This is a genomic window from Streptomyces sp. NBC_01591, assembly GCF_035918155.1.
Classification (GTDB): domain Bacteria; phylum Actinomycetota; class Actinomycetes; order Streptomycetales; family Streptomycetaceae; genus Streptomyces.
In genome coordinates this window covers 4,550,980-4,568,752 of the sequence record NZ_CP109327.1, presented here as the reverse complement: position 1 = coordinate 4,568,752, position 17,773 = coordinate 4,550,980, and the positions used below count along the sequence as shown (strand labels likewise).

The following is a 17,773-nucleotide window of genomic DNA, read 5'->3' as shown; positions in this document are numbered from 1 at the left end:
GCAGCGGATGCCGAGCCGGTGGTCCGACCGCAACCTGAGGGTCAGTTCTCAGCAGCTCCACGCTGACCCGACATCAGGCACCAACCACACACACCGGCAGCGACTTCAACCCATTGATGAAGTTCGATACCAGGCGCCGCGGTGAACCCGCAGGTTCGAGCGATGCCGGAAGGACGCGGCACGTCTCCTCGTACAGGGCCCGTAGTTGCAGGCGCGCGAAGTGGGCGCCCAAGCAGACATGCGGGCCGTCGCCGAAGGAGACGTGGGGGTTCGGGGTGCGGGTGAGGTTCAGGGTGAAGGGGGCGGGGAAGACGCGTTCGTCGTGGTTGGCGGAGGCGTGGAAGACGACCACCTTGTCGCCGGTGCGGATGCGGGTGCCGGCCAGCTCCGTGTCCTGGGTGGCCGTGCGGCGGAAGGTGAGGACCGGGGGGTGGCGGCGGAGGAGTTCGTCGATGGCCGGGGCGGGGGCCGCCTCGCCGTCGCACAGGCTTCGGTAGGCGTCCGGGTTCTGCGCCAGAAGGTGCAGGCCGCCGGGGGCCGCGCTGCGTACGGTGTCGTTGCCGGCCACCACCAGGAGGAAGAAGAACATCTCCAGTTCGGGAGCGGTCAGTTCGGGGTCCGTGGCCAGCGCCGTCATCACGTCGTCGGCGGGGTGCTGGCGCTTGTGGGCGGCCAGGGCGTGGGCGTAGTCGAACATGTCGCGCAGGGCGGACGGGGAACGGGGGTTGAGCGGTTTGCCGTCCGGGCCGAGTTCCGGGGCTCCGGCCTCGTCGGGGTCCTGGTAGCCGATGACGCGTTGGGTCCAGTGGAGGAGGAGCGCGCGGTCGCTGTCGGGTACGCCGAGCAGGTCGGTGAGGTTGAGCAGGGCGTAGTCGTCGGTGACCTGGGTGACGAGGTCGCAGGTGCCGTCGGCCGCCCGTGCCTCGGCGACCGCGCGGGTGAGCAAGGAACGGGCGCGTTCACGGACGACGCTCTCGAAGCGATCGATGCGCTTCGGGGTGAAGGCGCGGCTGACGAGTACGCGCAGGCGTCGGTGGTGCGGCGGGTCCTGGTTGAGCATCATGCGGCGGATGAACGGCAGGTCGGCGGGGTCCGGGTCGCGGATCTGGGTGGCGCCCAGGTACGAGGAGTACGTCGCGGAGTCCTTCAGGACCCGGACCACGTCCTCGTGCCGGGTGACCGCCCAGAAGCCGGGGCCTGCCGGCCAGCCGAGCACCTCTGGCTCCTCCTGCCATGCCACGGGGTGGTGGTCGCGCAGGTGGCGGTAGTGGGCGTGGGGGATGCCTCGCCCGTACTGCCTGGGGTCGAAAACGTCCGGCACGGACGTGGACCCGGACCTGGCCCCAGACCCGGACCCGGTCATGCCTTTGCCTCGCCGTCCTCCGCGTCCGCGTCCGCCCGCAGGAAGTCCTCCACCACGCGGATCAGGTCGAGCGGGGCCTCGTCCATCGCGTAGTGGCCGCACGACGGCAGCTCCACCAGTTCGGCCCGGGGGAACCAGCGCATCCAGGTGGCGCGCTGCAGTTCCGCGGAGAGGGCCGGGTCCAGCGCGCCCACGACGGCGAGGGCGGGCACGGGCAAGCCCTCGACCTGGTCGTGGAAGTCCTCGCCCGCCCAGGAGTCCAGCCAGGCCCGGAACGCCTTCGCGTCGCTGCGTGCGACCGAGCGGCGCACCATGCGGTTCAGCCAGCCCGCCGGGCGTCGGCCTCCAGTGGTGGTGTCGAGGATGATCCGGCGGTTCTGCGGGGTGTGCGCCGCCGCGGCGAATAGTTCCCACTGCTCGGGCGGGAGGGGCAGGCCGGACGCGGGGACGGGCGAGACCCCGACGATCCGGCGCACCCGGTCCGGCGCGGCGGCCAGTGTCCGCTGGATGACGGAGCCGCCCATCGAGTGACCGACCAGCGAGAACCTCTCCCAGCCGAGCCGGTCGGCCAGCGCGAGCACGTCCGACGCCCCCTCGGCCGTGGTGTACGAACCGTCCGTGTCCCGGGCCTCGCCGTACCCCCGCAGGTCCACCACCGCGTACTGGAACGCACCGAGGTCGAGATCCGGCAGCACAGGGGCGTACGCGGAGCGGTCGGCGAGCCAGCCGTGCACCGCAATCACCTTGTGCGGGCCGTCGCCGTGCAGTTCGTGGGGCAGAACAGGCAATGCGGTCACGCTGACTCCTGTCGCCGTACGGAGAGGAACCGGGCGATCACCGACCGGCCTCGGACCACAGTCGCGCCAACTACCGGCCCGCGCAAGGGAGCGTGCCTGTAGCCCACCGCTCCGTCGCGAGAAACGCAACCTTCTACTACTTCATGTATTAGATTGATGTCATGAGCGACGACACCACCTACCGAGTGGGCGAGGGCCCCACCGCCAATGTCTCCGTCAGCCTGCACTCGGGCAACATCGCGGCCGTCCGTGCACGCGTGGGGAAGCGAGGCTTCTCCGCCTACGTGGACGCAGCAGTGCAGCGCCAGATCGAGCGGGACAACCTCGCCGAGCTGACCAACGCACACGAGGCGGAGCACGGTGCATTGAGTCATACGGAGGTCGATGCTGCCCGAGCACTTCTGCGGGGCGACTCCGATGATGCACAGAACGCCGCCTGATGGCTCGGGCCGGAACGCTCGTGCTGGACAGCGAGGGGCTGTCCAAGGTCGTGGCTGATGACCGGCAGGTCATGGCGCTGCTTCGTGGGGCGGAGCAGGAGGACATGAGAGTGATCGTCAGCGTTCTCACGCTCATCGAAGCTCACCACCGGAAGGTGAACGCCGCCCGGTTCAACTGGGTGGTGTCCAGGCTGACGGTCGAGCCCGTGAGCGAGGAGATCGGACGCTCGGCCATGAAGCTGCTGACCGACGCCGGCCTTCATGGGCACAAGTACGCCATCGACGCCGTCGTGGGGGCGACTGCGTTGCTGATGCCGAAGCCTGCGGTGATCCTCACTTCGGACCCTGAGGATCTGGGGCTGCTGTGCGGCGACCGGGTACGGATCATCAAGGTCTGAGCGTCTGGATCTGCGAGCTGCCGCATCTCACGCCAGCAGCTTCAGATACGGGCCGAACTCCGACGCCAGGGTCAGGCGGCCCAGCTTCTGGTACTCGCGCTGGATCGCGTGGATCAGCGTCGGCATCGTCACCGGCTCGCCCGTCTCCGCCGCCAGGTACGCGGACGTCACCGCGATCGAGCGGATGTTGCCGCCCGCCAGCTCGAAGTTCTCCGCGCAGAACGCGAGGTCCAGGTCCTTGCCCCGGGGGAGTACGGGGCCCAGGCAGCGCTCCCAGAGAACGAGGCGCTGTTCGGGGTCCGGGACCGGGAAGTCGATGACGAGGTCCAGGCGGCGGGTGAACGCGTCGTCCAGGTTGGCCCGGAGGTTGGTGGCCAGGATGGCCAGGCCGTCGAAGGACTCCATGCGCTGGAGGAGGTACGCGCTCTCGACGTTCGCGTAGCGGTCGTGGGCGTCCTTCACGTCCGAACGCTTGCCGAAGATCGCGTCGGCCTCGTCGAAGAGCAGGACTCCGTTCACGCCTGCGGCTTCCGAGAAGATGCGTTCCAGGTTCTTTTCGGTCTCGCCCACGTATTTGTCGATCACCGTCGCCAGATCGACCGTGTAGAGGTCCAGGCCCAGGTCTGCGGCGATGACCTCCGCCGACATCGTCTTGCCGGTGCCGGAGTCGCCGGCGAAGAGGGCGGACACGCCCCGTCCCCTGCCGCCGCCGGGACGCATGCCCCACTCCCCCAGGACCCGGTCGCGATGCCTGGCGCGGGCCGTGAGTTCGCGGAGCTGGGCGTGGGTGTCCGGCGGAAGGACCAGGTCGTTCCAGGTGACGGTGGGTTCGATACGGCGGGCCAGGCGGTCCAGGCCCGCCGCGTTCTGGGCGCGGGCGCCCTGGCGGACGTGGTCGGGGGTGAGGGTGCCGCCGTCCAGGCGGGTGGTCTGGGCGGCGCCCCGGGCGGCCCGGGTGATCTGTTCCGGGGTGAGGAGGAACGGCGAGAGCAGCCGGTCCACGTCGATGGATTCGGGGACGGGGGCGTCGTACGCGTCGGTCCAGAGGGCCGCTCTGGTCGAGGGTTCCACGCGTGGCGCGTGCAAAAGCAGGGGCGGGGCGGCGGACCAGGCCGCGTCCCAGGGGGCCCGGCCCACCAGGATCGTGGGGACCGGGGTGCCGGTGAGCAGCCGGAGGAGCTCCGGGTGTTCGCGGGAGACCGCGTCGAGCGGGGCGCAGACCACGCCCGCGCCGGTCAGCCGGGCCTCCCGGACCAGGGAGCGGACCGCATCGGCGGGGGACGGGTCCTCGGCGAGGCGCGCCAGGTCCAGGCCCAGGACCCGGTGGCCCGCACGGGTCAGCGCGGAGGCCGCGAGGGCCGTGCCCGCACCGCCCTGGTCCTCGCGGAGGTAGGCCAGCGAGGCGCCGTGGGCGAGGGCCCCGGCGAGCGGGGCCGGGTTGCCGACGCCCGGTACAGCGTGCCAGGGGGCGAGGAGATCGGCCAGTCGCGGGTCGGGGGTGTCGTCGCCCAGAAGGTGCGCGGTGACCCGGTCGGGGACGCGCAGTGCCCGGCTCAGGAACGGACGGTCCAGGTCCTCGACCAGGAGGAGGCGGCCCTCGCGGAGCGGGGCACGGGCCGCCAGCCGGCCGCGCGCCACCTGGTCGGCGGGGGACAGCCCGCACAGGCCCAGCGCCAGGCCGATGGACGGACGGCGGCGGGTGACGTCGTCGTTCAGGTAGCCGTAGAACGCCTCGAAGCGGTCGTCGAGATCCGGTACGAGCGTGATGAGGAGGATCTCGACATCGAGGGAGGTGAGGCCGAACTCGCCCGCCAGGGAGGCCAGTCTGGACTGTTCCGTCGACGCTTCGCCGGAGTCCGGCGGCTCACCGGAGTCCGGTACGGGGTACGGGAAGGCGCGGGCCTCGCTCTCGTCCAGCAGGCGGGCGATGTTCTCGTCCGTGAGGTAGAGGCCGCGGAAGGCGTCGTCCGGGTCCGGATCGGTGAGCTGCCGGGCCTCGACCGCTCGTCGGATGCGTTGCTCCACCACCACCGCGCGGGTGAGGAGGTGGCGCAGGTTCGGATCACCCGCGGTGGTCATTCGGCGCTGTCCTCCATACGGGCGTTCCGGGTCTCCGTGCGGGCGTTCCGGGTCTCCGTGCGGGCGTTCCGGGTCTCGGTACGGGCGTTCCCGGTCTCGGTACGGGCGTTCCCGGTCTTCGTACGGGCCTTCCGGGTCTCCGTGATGCGGAGGGACAGGCCGCGTCGTCGTTCCGCGTCGGGTATGCGCGAGGCGGCGCCCCCGACCGGCCGCCCCGGGCGGCCGCCGTACACCGGGAGGCCCCCGCGTCCCGGCATCGGCTCCGATACGGGCTCGGTCGGCTCGGGTACGTCCCCGAAGCGGGTCTGCAGCCCCTCGTCCCCCACCGGCGGCCCGACCACGTAACTCGGCGACGCCGTCACCGGCACGCTGATCACCAGGTCGAGCGAGGGCTTCAGCTCCCCGCCCAGCGCGCTCCATACGTCGGCGAACGAGCGGTCCTCCGGCGGCGGCAGCGCGATCGACATCGGTACGGGCGCCCCGATCTCGGCCAGGGTGCCCGCCAGCCGCTCCGGCGGCAGCGCCTCGTAACGGAGCAGGCAGCCGAGCAGCGAGGAGAGCAGCCGGTGCTCGTCCTCCGGGCGCTTCGTCCATGCCGTGATCAGGTACGACAGCTTGAAGAACCGGGGCGGGCGGCGGCGCGCGATGATCGTGCCCCGCTCGTCGTAGTCGTTGTGCAGACCCCGCTCGCGCCTGCGCATGTCCTCGCGGATGTCGTAGAGGTACAGGTTGACCATGGGCGCGTTGACCTTCGCCGCCCACTCCCGGGTCGGGGCGTCGAAGACCACCGCGATCTGGCCGCCTTCGAGTACCTCCGCCCTGATCAGTGCCCGTAGTACGTCGTCGACCTCGTGGATCACCCGATCACTCCCGTGCGGTCATCGGCCGTGCGGTCATCGGCCGTGCGGTCATCGGCGCTCATGCGCGGCCCGCGAAGTCCGGTGGCTGGAGATTCCGCTGCACCACCAGGACCGGTTTCTTCAGCCGGGCGAGGTCGCGCGAGTCCGCCCGCAACTCGCGCGGACCCAGCTTGTCCTTGCGCAGGACCAGGACCTGCACCTCGAAGGTGCCGTCGCGGCCCACCGTGGCCGTCGCTCCCCCAGGGGTGATCCCGGTGTTCCACGTGAAACGTACGGTCGCGCCCGGCGGGTAGTCCTTGCCGCGGGCCAGCACCGGCTGGCCCGGCTTGGCGACCTGCGGGGTGACGGTCAGCGAGGGTTTCAGGACGCGCAGCCGGTCGGTGTCCTGGTTGTTGGCCTTCCGGCGGTCCGGCAGCGTGCCGCGCACGGTGGCCCGTACGTCCCCGGTGATCGCCGCGCGGTACGTCGCGGTCTGGGTCACCTCGATGCGGCCGCCGGCCGGGATGGTGCACGGTTTCGCCGCCGTGCAGCGGGGCAGGGCGGGCAGGCTGCGGTCCTTCCCCTCGGACGGCTTCGGCCAGGTGGAACCGATGACCACGCCGGTCGCCGGATCCGGACCGGCATTGGTGATGGTGAAGCGCGCACGGGCCGGACGGCCGGTGTACGTGCGGTCCGGGCTGACGTCGACCTTCATCGCCACATCCGCCGAGGGCGGGACGGGGGCCTCCAGGACCTCGATCTCCGCCGTGTCCGTCCCCGTATTGCCCGCCGAGTCGGTCGCCGAGCAGGTCACCGCGGTGCGGCCGACCTGGAAGAGCGAACCGGAGGCCGGGGTGCAGGTCACCGGAAGCGTGCCGTCGGTGGCGTCCTCGGCGGTGGCGTCGTACGTCACGCGCGCGCCGTTCTTGTCCTTGGCCCGGACGGTCAGGTCGTCCACGGTGACGACGGGCGCGTCGATGTCGTTCACATCGATGTTGATCTGTTCCTGGAAGTCGGGATCGGCCGCCGCGGCCGGCCCGATCGTGTCCGTGCCCGGGGCCTGGGTGCCCATCAGGAACTGCACGGTGCAGCTCAGCCGGGTGCCCTGGGGTGCGTCCGCGGAGACGTCGATGTTCTCCGCGAAATGCGCCGTGTCCCCGCTGGTGACCTGCTGGGTGGGTGGATCGAGGCTGACGGACAGATGCGGATCGCAGTCGTCCAGGCGGTAACTCACGTTGGTGGGGAGGTTGCTGAACCCCTCGGCGATGGCCTCCGCCACCCTGTCACCGTCGATCCCCTCCAGCAGGCGGCCGTTGGTGGCGTTGATGATGCGGGTCGCCTGGCCGGGTGTGGTGAGCGGGTCCTCGACATATTCGGGATCGCCGGCATCGCCGTTGCCGTTCAGGCCGTCGCCGATCTTGCTCGCCACATCGACACCGATCACCCGGACCCCCTTGTCCTGGAGATCGAAGATCGTGTCGTCGATGCTGTGGCCGTTGCTGGGTGCGTGGCTGGACGCGTCACCGACCAGCACGATGACCGGGCTCGCCCCGTCGCGGAAAACGGTCTGGCCGCCGGCCCCGTTGGTGATCTGCCACAGCCCGTTGATCCAGTCCTCGGACGGACCGCGGCTCTTGCCGCCCAGCGCGGTGCCGAGTTTGTTGACTCCCGCCTGCACCGCATCGAGGTCGTCCGTCAGCCCCTGAAGCACGCTGAAACCGGCGTTGACGTCGCCTTCCTGGTCACCGAACGTGGCCACGGCGAACCGGGAGTCGGGCTGCTCGGCCCGGATCTTGCCGGTGATCAGGGGGAGGTTGTCCTGCACGCTCTTGATCGGGTCGGCCATGCTGGCGGTACCGTCCACCAGCAGGATCACATCGGGCCTCGGCGGAATCGCCGGCGTACGCACCTGCTTGTCCACGCCCGTGGAGCCGCCCGGGTCGACCGCGTCGGTGAACTCGGCGGGCGTGACCCAGGGTTCGGGCACCGGCACCGCCGGAGCACCCGTCGTGACGGCCGAACCGGGGGCCATGCCGGTGGCCACGAGAAGCAGTGCGAGGGCCGGGATCCGGAACGCGGTGAGAGTGCGGCGCGAGGCGGCCGGCCCTGGCGGCCCGCCCGGCCGCGACCGCGGCGCCCGCAGCGCCCGCGGAAGTCGCTGGAACCAGCGCACGGAAGTCCTCCCCCACCTCGCCCGATCGGCACACCGGACGTCAGGGTCCTGTACCGGAGGCGGACGCACAGCGGTGAGGGAGTCACACCCCCGGGAAGCCCCCGCTGCCCGAAAGGGCAGCGAGGAGATCTGCCGGAGCTGCGGGTCGGCTGCTCAGATCAGCCCCTGCCGCATCGCGTACGCCACCGCATGCGACCGGTTTCGCAACTGCAGCCGGGTCATCACCGAATGCAGCACGTTCTTTATGGTGCGCTCGGAGTAGGCCAGCTTCGTCGCGATGTCCGCGGTGTCGTACCCCTCCGCGACCAGCCTCAGCACATCCACCTCGCGCGCCGCGAGACCGGTGAAGTGCAGCCCACGCGGGCCGAGCACCTGCCCCTGGAGGCGTCCCACTTCCTCCAGCAGCCGTCCCAGCAGGTCGGACGGGAGATGGCCCTCGCCCCGCGCCACCGTCCTTATGACCTGCACCAGATGCTCCGGAGTCGATTCGGAGCGCCTGACCACACCGGCGACACCGCACTCCGCGGCACTCACCAGCTTCTGCTCGTCGATGTCCGTCGTGACCAGGACGGTGCGCGAGGTGCTGGTGCGCTGAATGTGGCGCAGCATCGTCAGCACCGCCTCGTCGACCGCGTCCACGACGACGATCACGATCTGAGGAGAGTCGTCGCCCTCCCCCCACTCCGTCACGCTGACCTCGGGCCGAGTACGTAACTGGCTGGCCACGCCCGCTTGTGAGATCGGATCCTGGGCTCTCAATGCAACAGTGGTGCGCTCCATGGCAATGCTCCCCCTGGGCAACAGCCGATGGCGTCACGTCGAACACAACCAACACGGCTGTTTTCGTATGCCTCACTCGTCTGAGGCGGTCAAAAGATGCCCGCGTATCCCTACAGGGAAACAAAAAAGCCGATCCGGGCACAGAATCTGCCCGGAAGTGTTCCTTCACGGCCGATGTCGGCGTTCGGTGGCGAACCTACGGTGCGCCCTATGAGTCTCACGGCAAGCCTCGACGATTCGTCCGTCACTGCCGCACCGGGCGAGGAGACGGCCCTCCCCCTGCGGATCCTCAACTCCGGCAGCACCGTCGAGGAGTACCGCTTCGAGGTGGTCGGCGCATGTGCCGCCTGGTCGACGGTCGAGCCGGCGACGCTGTCCCTCTATCCGGGCGACTCGCAGACGGTCTCCCTCGTACTGCGTCCGCCCCGGGATTCGACCGTGCTCGCGGGGGAGACGCCCTTCGGGATACGGGTGGTGCCCACCAGCGAGCAGGGCGACACGGTGGTACCCGAAGGGCGGGTGACCGTACTCCCCTTCACCGAGACGACCGCCGAACTGGTACCGCGCAGCTCGCACGGCGCCTGGCGCGGCAGGCATCAACTCGCCGTCGACAACCGGGGAAACGCCCCGGTCACCGTACGACTGGGAGCCCAGTCGGGTACGGAACGGGCACGGGTCTCGTTCGCGGCGGACGTCCTGCAGATCGCGCCCGGACGGGCGGAGTTCGGGAATGTGCGGATCCGGCCGGCCAAGCGGGTGTGGCGCGGCATCCCGGTCACGCACCCCTTTCAGGTGGTCGCCACCCCGGACGTGGCCGAGGACCAGGCCCCCATCGCACCGGTGGTCGTGGACGGCTCGTACCAGCAGGAGCCGATCCTGCCGCGCTGGCTCCCCCGGGCGCTGATCACCGCGGCCGTTCTGCTGATCGCGCTGGTAGGACTCTGGTACGCGCTGCTGCGCCCGGCCGTGAAGTCGGCGGCCCGGGAGGCGATCACACCGGACGCGGTACGGTCCGCCGCCGCGGCCGACAAGAGCAAGGCACCCGACAAGGGGTCCTCCGCCGGCGCGGCGTCGGGCGGAGGCGACTCCTCCGGGGCCAACGGGGGCAACGGGGGCTCGCCGAAGCCCAGCCCCTCACCGAGCGCCGGCGCGTCCTCCGATGTGTCGGCCACGGCCCCGACCAGTGCGCAGGTGCAGGTCAGGGACTCCGTGGGCGGCGGGTCGAACACCTCGACGGCCCTGCAGGTGCCCAGCGGGCACACGTTCCAGCTGACCGACATCGTGGTCCAGAACCCGCAGGGCGACGCGGGAACGCTCGTGGTCTCCTCGGGGCGGGACGCGCCCGTGCTCCGGCTGGCGCTGGAGAACTTCCGCGACTCCGACTACCACTTCGTCACGCCGATCCTGGTGCCCGCCGGAGGCAAGGTCACGATGACCGTGGACTGCCGGAAGGTGGGCAAGCCGGTGAACGCGCCGACGCCTTCGCGGTGCTCGGAGTCGCTGTTCCTCGGCGGCACGATGAAGACGGACACAGCGGACTGACGCGGCGGACGGACACGGCGGACCGACGCGACATGACGGCGCCTCCGGCGGACGGATCGTAAGGCCCCGTCCGCCGGAGGCGCCGTCACGCCAGAGGCCCCCATCACTCCGCAGGCCCCGTCACGCGCCAGGCACCGTCACTCGGGCGGAGCCTCTTCCTCCTCCTCGGTGCCCTCCTTCGCCCGCTGCACGAAGGAGCCCTGCACATCGGCCGGTTGCTCGTCCTCGTCCTCCGTCGCGGCCCGCTGCACGGACGCCGCCCCGGTCGCCGGAGCAGGGGCGGCAGGGGCCGGGCCCGAAGCCGGGGCCGGGTCCGACAGCACCCGGTCGGCGTTGGCGACCGCCTCCCGCTCGAACCGGTCGGAGGGGTCGCTCACCCGGATACCGCCCGCCGCCTCCGTGCCCTCCACCGGCCCGTTGCGCTGCTGGATCACATGGGTCAGCTCATGGGCCAGCGTGGTGCGGCCCTGCGGCGAGGACGGGTCGTAGGCGTCCCGCTGGAAGACCACGTTGTTGCCGACCGTGTACGCGTGGGCGCCCACGCCCTTCGCGGACTCGTGGGCGGCGGAGTCCGTGTGGATGCGTACGTCGGAGAAGTCCGCCCCCATCCGCCCCTCCAGATCGGCGCGGGTGTCGGTGTCCAGGGGCTGCCCTCCGCCCGACGAGACCACATCGTGCACGGGGGAGCGCTCTTCCTCCTCCTTGCGCTGGAGCATCGACCCCACGACGCTGTTGCCGACCGCTCGTTGGAGCACGCCCATGCCGCCGGCCCCGACCACATCGGCCCGCCCGGCGGCCGCCGCACGGTAGAGGTGCGGGGTGTCCGCCGGCTCCCGGCCCTCGGACGCCCTCGACGCGTGCACGGGCTCGTCGTGCTCGTGCCCGTGCCCGTGCCCGTGATCCCGCTCGTGGTCGTGCTCCTGGTCCCATTCCTGTGCGTGCATCGTCATCTCCCCTGACCGCATCTCCCCTGCCCGCACCCCGGTCGAAGGCGCGTCGTGATGGCCTCACCACTCCACCTTCACGACGCCTCACTGCCCCGTCCAGCCCGGACCCCGCCGGCCGGGGGCAGCCGGTCCTGCCCCTTCGGGCAGCCGATCCGTCCGTACGGCAAACGGCTACACCGGCGGGCGGTGGAGTGGCCGGGCCACACCGCCGTCGGGATGATCAATGGCATGACCAAGAGCAACAAGGACCAGGACGTCACCCTGCGGATCGCCCAGGAGCCGAAGGCGGACGAGCTCCTCGCGCGCAGCCCGCTCGCCGCGCTGGTAGGCATGCTGCTGGACCAGCAGGTACCGATGGAATGGGCCTTCTCCGGTCCGTACTCCCTGGCGCAGCGCATGGGCGGCGACGACCTGGACGCCCACGAGATCGCCGCCTACGACCCGGAGGTGTTCGCCGAACTCTTCACGGCGAAGCCCGCCCTGCACCGCTATCCCGGTTCCATGGCCAAACGGGTCCAGCAGTTGTGCCAGTACCTGGTGGCGGAGTACGACGGCGACGCGAGCGCGGTGTGGACCGATGCCCGCGACGGCGCCGAGCTGCGGAAACGGCTGAACGCGCTGCCCGGGTTCGGCACCCAGAAGGCACAGATCTTCCTGGCGCTGCTGGGCAAGCAGTTCGGGGTCCGGCCGACGGGCTGGCGGGAGGCGGCGGGACCGTACGGCGAGGCCGGCTCGCACCGGTCGGTCGCCGACATCACGGGCCCGGAATCCCTCGCCGAGGTCCGCGCGTACAAGCAGCACGCGAAGCAGGCGGCCAAGCGCGCCGCCGAAATGTAGCCCTCCCCCGCCTACTGCCTACCGCCTGCGGCGGGCCGTACCGAAGAGCGACCGCGAGATCTCCCGGCTCAACTGCGTCCCGACGGACCCGGCCAGCGACCGGAACATCCCGCTCCGCACCACCTGCTCGACCAGCGAGGCGTCCTCCTCGGCCCCCTTCCCGCCCCCGCGCGCCCCCTCACCGCGCACCGTCTCCTCCACCGCCGCCCTGTCCGCGGCCGCCGCCGCCTTCGCCGCCTCCGCCTCGGCAACCCGTCGCTTCGCCCCCTGACCGGCGCTCAGCTTCTCGTACGCCGACTCCCGGTCCACCGCCTGCGCATAACTCCCGTACAGCGAACTCCGGTTCACCGAAGAAGCCGCTCACACCCTGCTGCTCGAAGGCGGTGATCGACCGCAGGATCACTCCCGCGGTCGCCGTGGAGAGACCGCCGATCTCCTTGAGTTCGGCCCTTCCGGTGTCCGATACGACAAACGCGACCACGGCCCGCAGGTCCTTGAGGTCCACCAACTCCAGGCCCTTGGCATCGGCGTAATGGAAGATCAGGCCGAGCGACTGCTCCTGCGTCTGGTTGAGCTGAAGCACCTTGGACAGGAGTACGGGCCCGAAGCTGGTGACCGTCGCGCGCAGCGGGATGCCGGGACCGATGCCGCCGAGCGCGTAGAACTCGCACGGGAAGCCCTTGGCCTCCCACACCTGCCCCACCTGCCCGGCCCGCCCGGCGACCCGGTCCCCCGGCACGCCCGGGGCAGCGATGCCCGAGACATCGCCCTTGATGTCGGCGAGGAAGACGGGGACACCGCCCGCCGAGAGCTGCTCGGCGATCAGTTGGAGCGTCTTGGTCTTTCCGGTTCCGGTGGCGCCCGCGACGAGTCCGTGCCGGTTGAGCATCGCCAGCGGAATCCGGATCTGCGCGTCCGGCAGGCAGCTGCCGTCCCAGAGCAGCGCGCCCAGGTCGAGGGCGGCCCCGGAGACGGCGTACCCGGCGGCGATCTCCCGCGCCGGCTCCGGCAGAACACCGCCGCCCGCGCCTCCGCCCGTGCTGTCGCTGTCACTCAAGCTGTCACTCAGGCCGTCGCTCGGCTGTCACTCATCGGGGCCTCTATTCCGGAATGCATGCTTTTGTGGCGTTCTTGCCAGCATCGCAGTCCCGCCCCATGGCTGCGCCCGGAGGCTCTTGCCCGGTAGGCTCTCCGTGTGATCTTCAAGCGCATCGGAAATGGGCGGCCTTATCCCGACCACGGCCGGGAAAGCACCCGGCAGTGGGCGGATGTCGCGCCGCGCCCGGTCCGCCTCGATCAGCTGGTGACCACCAAGGGCAACCTGGACCTCGAAACCCTCCTCGCCGAGGACTCGACGTTCTACGGTGACCTGTTCGCGCACGTCGTGAAGTGGCAGGGCGACCTCTATCTGGAGGACGGACTGCACCGCGCGGTCCGCGCCGCGCTTCAGCAGCGCCAGGTACTGCACGCCCGCGTGCTCGAACTCGGCTGACCGAAGCGGGCTCCGCCCACGGACCGGCGGGGCTGACCGGACCCGCGAGACCTTCGGGCCGCCCCGGGTTCGTTCGGGTGCTTTCGCACCCGGACGGGTGCGATCCATTGATCATTTAGTAGGCATCATCACCGGGTCGCACTACGCTGCGCCCATGAGCATGCTCACTCCCCCCGGCATGGGCGGAAAGTACCGCATCACGGGCGACAAATATCCGCGGATGCGCCGCCCCCGGCATCGCGGCAAACTGATCCTCGCTGCCACCGCTTCCGTGGTCGCCCTCGGGCTGGCCGGATGGGGCACGATGCAGCTCATCGACGTCTTCACCGGCGGCGACCGGAAGGCCAGCGCCGCCGACCACAAGACGGACTGCCCCACCCCCAAGCCGTCCGCGCCCGCGAAGGTGCTGCCGAAGCCCGCGAAGATCACCGTCAACGTCTACAACGCGACACCGCGCAGCGGACTCGCCAAGAAGGCCGCCGACGAACTGAAGAAGCGCGGCTTCACCATCGGCAAGGTGGGGAACGCCCCGGCCGCGTACGACAAGAAGGTCCCCGGCCCCGGGGTGCTGCTGGGCGCCCCTTCGGCCACGAACGGCTCGTTCCCGGTCCTCGGTACGCAGTTGCGGGGCGCCACCCCGAAGACCGATGCCCGCAGGACGGCGGACGTCGATCTGATTCTCGGTACGAAGTTCAAGGCGTTCAACACGCCCCGGTCGGCGGCTGCGGCCCTCGCCGTCCTGACGAAGCCGGCCCCCGCACCGTCGTCCTGCTGACGGCTGCGGGCACCCCTCGTCCGGGTGAAGGTGCGAAGGAAGCCTCCCGTCCGCCGCCTAGGGCCTGCGGCGAGGGCGCGCCACGAGTTCGCCACCGCAGTTGGGGCACGTGTTCTGCATGAGGTCACTGCAGGGCACGCAGAACGTGCACTCGTACGAGCAGATGCGGGCGGGCGAGTCCTGCGGCAGCGCCGCGTTCCCACACCGTTCGCAGCGGTCGCGCATCTCCAAGGCCATGGCTCCTCCAGCGGATTCGGACGCCCGCCGCTCGGTCACCGGCACCGGCACCGGCACCGGCACCGGCACCGGCACCGGCACCGGATGACGTCGGACGCCCATTCTCGGCACAGAGATCCTGGTCGGAAAGCACAGGCAGGGACAGATCTGCGCAGAATCCTGCCACGACTGAAGCTGCTCACCCCCTCGGACCCGCACCGCAAACCCGCACCGCAGACTCGTGCCCGCCCGGGCCCGGCGCCCGGAGACGCCATCACGCCCTCCGGCAGGCCCCGGAGACTCCCTTCGACGGATCCGGGGACCGATCGCGCAGTGCCCCGGCCGGGAAACGGAATCCCGGCCGGGGCACTGATACCTGCCCGGCCTCGACCGGCCGGACAGTCCTGCTAGTCGACCGTGCCGTACATCCGGTCGCCCGCGTCACCGAGACCCGGGACGATGTAGCCATTCTCGTTGAGCCGCTCGTCGACCGAGGCGGTGACCACGGTCACCGGCGTACCGGCCAGCTCGCGCTCCATCACCTCGACGCCCTCGGGCGCCGCGAGCAGCACGACCGCGGTGACATCGTCCGCACCGCGCTTGATCAGCTCCTGGATGGCCGCGACCAGCGTGCCGCCGGTGGCCAGCATCGGGTCCAGGACGTACACCTGGCGGCCCGAGAGGTCCTCCGGCATCCGGGTGGCGTACGTCTCCGCCTTGAGCGTCTCCTCATTGCGGATCATGCCCAGGAAGCCCACCTCGGCGGTCGGCAGCAGCCGCACCATGCCGTCGAGCATGCCGAGGCCGGCCCGCAGGATCGGCACGACCAGCGGCCGCGGGTGCGACAGCTTCACGCCGGTCGTCGGCGTGACCGGGGTCTCGATGTCGACCTGTTCGGTGCGCACATCCCGGGTGGCCTCGTAGGCGAGCAGGGTGACCAGCTCGTCGGCGAGCCGCCGGAAGGTCGGGGAGTCGGTGCGCTTGTCGCGCAGGGTGGTGAGTTTGTGCGCGACCAGTGGGTGGTCGACGACGTGGATCCGCATGGGCTCAACAGTAACCGTGCCTCCCGCACCCGTGCGCTGGCATCAACCGCATGTTCGGGGGGAAGGTGGGGGCATACGGACCCAGCCTTGGGGTGATGAGCCGATGCCGGACGGGGAAAAGCGGAAGCGGGACCAGCCGGACGCGCCGGCCCCGCGGGACGCGGAGGTCCAGCAGGACCCGGAGGAGACCGACGCGGCGCGCCGTAGGCGGCGCGCCCAGTTCCTGCGCGAGCTCCACGAGGCGAAGGCGCTCCGCGACCGGGTACAGCCCCGCCGTGCGAGGGCGGCCCGGATGCGCCAGGCCATGCGCATGCGCACCTTCCGCTGGTAGCCGGAGGGCTGTCCGGCGTCCCCGGCATCCCCCTGGTGGCGGTGTCCAGGAGAACTGATGGCCGACGCAACGGCCGAACTCCTCTCGCGAAGCCCTTGTTTCTGCCACGATTCCGATGGGCGGGACGCAGGACAGCCGGGCCACCGACTGCCCTCCCGCCGGACCGACACCCCTAAGACCAGTGGGAGAGTCACGGTGTACTTCGCCGCACTGCTCGCGCGCACCGAAGACGGGTGGGAAGCGAGCGACACGGAGCTCGACGATGTGGAGACCCTGTCCGACCTGACGGATCTGGCCCGTGAGGCCTCAGTGGACGAGGACACGGTGCTCGTCTTCATCGAACAGGAGGACGCCTGGTTCGGCGTCGTCCGGGTGGACGGTGAGGACGATCCCCGGATCTTCGTCTCGGACGCCACCGCCGCAGCCCGCTCCTCGTACGGGGAGATCCTGCTCACCGATGAACTGCTCGGCCGCGAACCCGGGGCCGAGGACACGATTGCCGCCCTCGAAGAGCTCGTCGGCCTCGACGGCACGGAGGACGGCGACCCGGACAACACCCCCGACAACGACACCGACACAGACACCGACGACGACGATGACGACGGAATCGACGCCGACGCCGTACCGGCGGGCCCGCTCGGCGACACCCGGATCCTGGCCGACCTCGGGCTTCCCGAGGCCGAGCTGCTGATGCTGCGCACGGACGCGATGGTGGAGATCGCGGACGCGCTGGGCGCGGCCGAGGTCCTGGAGACCGTCCGTTAGGGTCCGCGGGTGAGCGAACCACCACACCCGCAAGGACCGCCGGAACCGCACGACCCCGCAAGAGAACCGCACGATCCCGTACGAGACCCGTGGCGGGCGCACATGCGCCGCGCCCTGGCCGAGGCCGACCTGGCGGCGCGGGCCGGCGATGTGCCGGTCGGCGCCGTCGTGCTCGGCCCGGACGGCGTCCTGCTCGCCACGGGCCACAACGAACGCGAGGCGACCGGCGACCCGACCGCGCACGCCGAGGTCCTCGCCGTCCGCAGGGCCGCGGCGGCACTCGGCCGGTGGCGGCTGTCCGGATGCACCCTGGTCGTCACCCTGGAGCCCTGCACGATGTGCGCGGGCGCACTGGTGCAGTCCCGCGTGGACCGCGTGGTCTACGGGGCCCGGGACGAGAAGGCGGGCGCGGCGGGCTCCCTCTGGGACGTCGTACGCGACCGCCGGCTCAACCACCGCCCGGAGGTCATCCAGGGAGTCCTGGAGGATGTCTGCGCCGACCGCCTGACGGCCTTCTTCCGCGACCTCTGAGAACCGATTTCTGTCCGCGGCCCGCAATGGTCTAAGCTCTCTCTCGGTAGCGTGTCCGAGCGGCCGAAGGAGCTCGCCTCGAAAGCGAGTGTGGGGAAACTCACCGAGGGTTCAAATCCCTCCGCTACCGCTCTTGTGAAGGGCCCGACGCATCGCGTCGGGCCCTTCGAGTTTCCGTACCGCCGGATGCCGGCCTCGTACCTCGTGTACGGATACGGCTGTGGCCCCGGCGCGACGGTCGTCGTGCCGGGGCCACAGCTCACCCACGCCCAGGTCGGGGGAAGCGGCATCGGGGGGACAAGCCGCTTCCCCCGACGAGAACAGGGCCCTCAAGCCCTCGCCGCGGTCAGGGGGTGGTCCGGCGGCGAGAACCCCACAGTGGGGGCCCGTTCCGAGCCCCTCGGATTCCTGCCTCATCCGCCGGG

The 17,773-nt window shown here is 70.9% G+C and carries 19 protein-coding genes, 1 tRNA gene and 1 pseudogene; 10 read left to right on the top strand and 11 right to left on the bottom strand.

Annotated features, from left to right (window positions below; genetic code table 11):
• Window positions 1-73: 73 nt before the first annotated feature.
• Entirely contained in the window at window positions 74-1,363 is a 1,290-nt protein-coding gene (locus tag OG978_RS21260; RefSeq protein ID WP_326766746.1) for a cytochrome P450, read from the bottom strand.
• Entirely contained in the window at window positions 1,360-2,160 is an 801-nt protein-coding gene (locus tag OG978_RS21255; protein WP_326766745.1) for an alpha/beta fold hydrolase, read from the bottom strand. Before OG978_RS21255 ends, OG978_RS21260 begins: the two co-directional genes overlap by 4 nt.
• Before the next feature lie 161 nt (window positions 2,161-2,321).
• Here OG978_RS21255 and OG978_RS21250 point away from each other — a divergent pair, with 161 nt between their 5' ends.
• Together OG978_RS21250 and OG978_RS21245 are read left to right on the top strand one after the other, a co-directional pair.
• Window positions 2,322-2,600: a hypothetical protein gene (locus tag OG978_RS21250; protein WP_326766744.1), complete on the top strand. Its 279-nt coding sequence runs from the start codon at window positions 2,322-2,324 to the stop codon at window positions 2,598-2,600.
• A complete protein-coding gene (locus OG978_RS21245) occupies window positions 2,600-2,998 on the top strand; it encodes a DNA-binding protein (protein ID WP_124720002.1) in 399 nt (132 codons plus the stop codon). The genes OG978_RS21250 and OG978_RS21245 overlap by 1 nt, the downstream gene beginning before the upstream one ends.
• A gap of 27 nt (window positions 2,999-3,025) precedes the next feature.
• On the opposite strand, the gene OG978_RS21240 is transcribed toward OG978_RS21245, so the two are convergent.
• The 4 genes from OG978_RS21240 to OG978_RS21225 all read right to left on the bottom strand — a co-directional run bounded on the left by OG978_RS21240 (window position 3,026) and on the right by OG978_RS21225 (window position 8,869).
• Complete coding sequence (locus OG978_RS21240; protein WP_326766743.1) at window positions 3,026-5,077, bottom strand: ATP-binding protein; 2,052 nt, start codon at window positions 5,075-5,077, stop codon at window positions 3,026-3,028.
• A complete protein-coding gene (locus tag OG978_RS21235; RefSeq protein WP_326766742.1) occupies window positions 5,074-5,937 on the bottom strand; it encodes a DUF4255 domain-containing protein in 864 nt (287 codons plus the stop codon). Before OG978_RS21235 ends, OG978_RS21240 begins: the two co-directional genes overlap by 4 nt.
• A gap of 58 nt (window positions 5,938-5,995) precedes the next feature.
• Window positions 5,996-8,089: an HYR domain-containing protein gene (locus tag OG978_RS21230; RefSeq protein ID WP_326766741.1), complete on the bottom strand. Its 2,094-nt coding sequence runs from the start codon at window positions 8,087-8,089 to the stop codon at window positions 5,996-5,998.
• A 153-nt stretch (window positions 8,090-8,242) separates the two neighbouring features.
• Complete coding sequence (locus OG978_RS21225) at window positions 8,243-8,869, bottom strand: helix-turn-helix transcriptional regulator (protein ID WP_326766740.1); 627 nt, start codon at window positions 8,867-8,869, stop codon at window positions 8,243-8,245.
• A 210-nt stretch (window positions 8,870-9,079) separates the two neighbouring features.
• Between OG978_RS21225 and OG978_RS21220 the strand changes: the two genes are divergently transcribed.
• Complete coding sequence (locus OG978_RS21220) at window positions 9,080-10,411, top strand: COG1470 family protein (RefSeq protein WP_326766739.1); 1,332 nt, start codon at window positions 9,080-9,082, stop codon at window positions 10,409-10,411.
• 137 nt (window positions 10,412-10,548) lie between these two features.
• Here OG978_RS21220 and OG978_RS21215 read toward each other — a convergent pair whose 3' ends face one another.
• Entirely contained in the window at window positions 10,549-11,361 is an 813-nt protein-coding gene (locus tag OG978_RS21215) for an eCIS core domain-containing protein (RefSeq protein WP_326766738.1), read from the bottom strand.
• A gap of 225 nt (window positions 11,362-11,586) precedes the next feature.
• Between OG978_RS21215 and OG978_RS21210 the strand changes: the two genes are divergently transcribed.
• Window positions 11,587-12,195 carry an HhH-GPD-type base excision DNA repair protein gene (locus OG978_RS21210; RefSeq protein ID WP_326766737.1) on the top strand — a complete coding sequence of 203 codons (609 nt, stop codon included), beginning with the start codon at window positions 11,587-11,589 and terminating at the stop codon, window positions 12,193-12,195.
• An 18-nt stretch (window positions 12,196-12,213) separates the two neighbouring features.
• On the opposite strand, the gene OG978_RS48335 is transcribed toward OG978_RS21210, so the two are convergent.
• Together OG978_RS48335 and OG978_RS21205 are read right to left on the bottom strand one after the other, a co-directional pair.
• Window positions 12,214-12,504: a helicase HerA-like domain-containing protein gene (locus OG978_RS48335; RefSeq protein WP_442817723.1), complete on the bottom strand. Its 291-nt coding sequence runs from the start codon at window positions 12,502-12,504 to the stop codon at window positions 12,214-12,216.
• Window positions 12,485-13,252, bottom strand: a pseudogene (locus OG978_RS21205) (helicase HerA-like domain-containing protein); the annotation flags it as partial. The pseudogene OG978_RS21205 and the gene OG978_RS48335, both read right to left, overlap by 20 nt.
• Before the next feature lie 138 nt (window positions 13,253-13,390).
• Here OG978_RS21205 and OG978_RS21200 point away from each other — a divergent pair.
• Window positions 13,391-13,687, top strand: coding sequence for a type II toxin-antitoxin system VapB family antitoxin (locus OG978_RS21200; protein ID WP_072488263.1), 297 nt, complete (start codon window positions 13,391-13,393; stop codon window positions 13,685-13,687).
• A 178-nt stretch (window positions 13,688-13,865) separates the two neighbouring features.
• The gene (locus OG978_RS21195; protein ID WP_326770109.1) at window positions 13,866-14,462 is read left to right on the top strand and encodes a LytR C-terminal domain-containing protein; all 597 of its coding nucleotides are present in this window, start codon (window positions 13,866-13,868) and stop codon (window positions 14,460-14,462) included.
• Between the two features lie 57 nt (window positions 14,463-14,519).
• On the opposite strand, the gene OG978_RS21190 is transcribed toward OG978_RS21195, so the two are convergent.
• Together OG978_RS21190 and upp are read right to left on the bottom strand one after the other, a co-directional pair.
• On the bottom strand, window positions 14,520-14,651 hold the full coding sequence (locus OG978_RS21190; RefSeq protein ID WP_326770108.1) for a DUF1272 domain-containing protein: 132 nt from the start codon (window positions 14,649-14,651) through the stop codon (window positions 14,520-14,522).
• A 434-nt stretch (window positions 14,652-15,085) separates the two neighbouring features.
• Window positions 15,086-15,721 (bottom strand): uracil phosphoribosyltransferase, encoded by a 636-nt coding sequence (gene upp / locus OG978_RS21185; RefSeq protein ID WP_266416595.1) that lies wholly within the window; start codon window positions 15,719-15,721, stop codon window positions 15,086-15,088.
• A gap of 103 nt (window positions 15,722-15,824) precedes the next feature.
• Here upp and OG978_RS21180 point away from each other — a divergent pair, with 103 nt between their 5' ends.
• From OG978_RS21180 to OG978_RS21165, 4 genes are all read left to right on the top strand, one after another.
• Window positions 15,825-16,052, top strand: coding sequence for a hypothetical protein (locus OG978_RS21180; protein WP_326766736.1), 228 nt, complete (start codon window positions 15,825-15,827; stop codon window positions 16,050-16,052).
• A gap of 195 nt (window positions 16,053-16,247) precedes the next feature.
• Window positions 16,248-16,817: a tRNA adenosine deaminase-associated protein gene (locus OG978_RS21175; RefSeq protein ID WP_326770107.1), complete on the top strand. Its 570-nt coding sequence runs from the start codon at window positions 16,248-16,250 to the stop codon at window positions 16,815-16,817.
• Between the two features lie 102 nt (window positions 16,818-16,919).
• The gene (gene tadA / locus OG978_RS21170; RefSeq protein ID WP_326770106.1) at window positions 16,920-17,348 is read left to right on the top strand and encodes a tRNA adenosine(34) deaminase TadA; all 429 of its coding nucleotides are present in this window, start codon (window positions 16,920-16,922) and stop codon (window positions 17,346-17,348) included.
• 45 nt (window positions 17,349-17,393) lie between these two features.
• Window positions 17,394-17,478, top strand: a tRNA-Ser gene (locus tag OG978_RS21165).
• Window positions 17,479-17,773: the final 295 nt, after the last annotated feature.

Bases quoted from the DNA above. Each gene is read 5' to 3' on its own strand.
- upp (WP_266416595.1), bottom strand. From the start codon at position 15,721: ATGCGGATCCACGTCGTCGACCACCCACTGGTCGCGCACAAACTCACC.
- OG978_RS21250 (WP_326766744.1), top strand. From the start codon at position 2,322: ATGAGCGACGACACCACCTACCGAGTGGGCGAGGGCCCCACCGCCAAT.
- OG978_RS21260 (WP_326766746.1), bottom strand. From the start codon at position 1,363: ATGACCGGGTCCGGGTCTGGGGCCAGGTCCGGGTCCACGTCCGTGCCG.
- tadA (WP_326770106.1), top strand. From the start codon at position 16,920: ATGCGCCGCGCCCTGGCCGAGGCCGACCTGGCGGCGCGGGCCGGCGAT.
- OG978_RS21240 (WP_326766743.1), bottom strand. From the start codon at position 5,077: ATGACCACCGCGGGTGATCCGAACCTGCGCCACCTCCTCACCCGCGCG.
- OG978_RS21220 (WP_326766739.1), top strand. From the start codon at position 9,080: ATGAGTCTCACGGCAAGCCTCGACGATTCGTCCGTCACTGCCGCACCG.
- OG978_RS21215 (WP_326766738.1), bottom strand. From the start codon at position 11,361: ATGACGATGCACGCACAGGAATGGGACCAGGAGCACGACCACGAGCGG.
- OG978_RS21210 (WP_326766737.1), top strand. From the start codon at position 11,587: ATGACCAAGAGCAACAAGGACCAGGACGTCACCCTGCGGATCGCCCAG.
- OG978_RS21225 (WP_326766740.1), bottom strand. From the start codon at position 8,869: ATGGAGCGCACCACTGTTGCATTGAGAGCCCAGGATCCGATCTCACAA.
- OG978_RS21245 (WP_124720002.1), top strand. From the start codon at position 2,600: ATGGCTCGGGCCGGAACGCTCGTGCTGGACAGCGAGGGGCTGTCCAAG.
- OG978_RS21195 (WP_326770109.1), top strand. From the start codon at position 13,866: ATGGGCGGAAAGTACCGCATCACGGGCGACAAATATCCGCGGATGCGC.
- OG978_RS21180 (WP_326766736.1), top strand. From the start codon at position 15,825: ATGCCGGACGGGGAAAAGCGGAAGCGGGACCAGCCGGACGCGCCGGCC.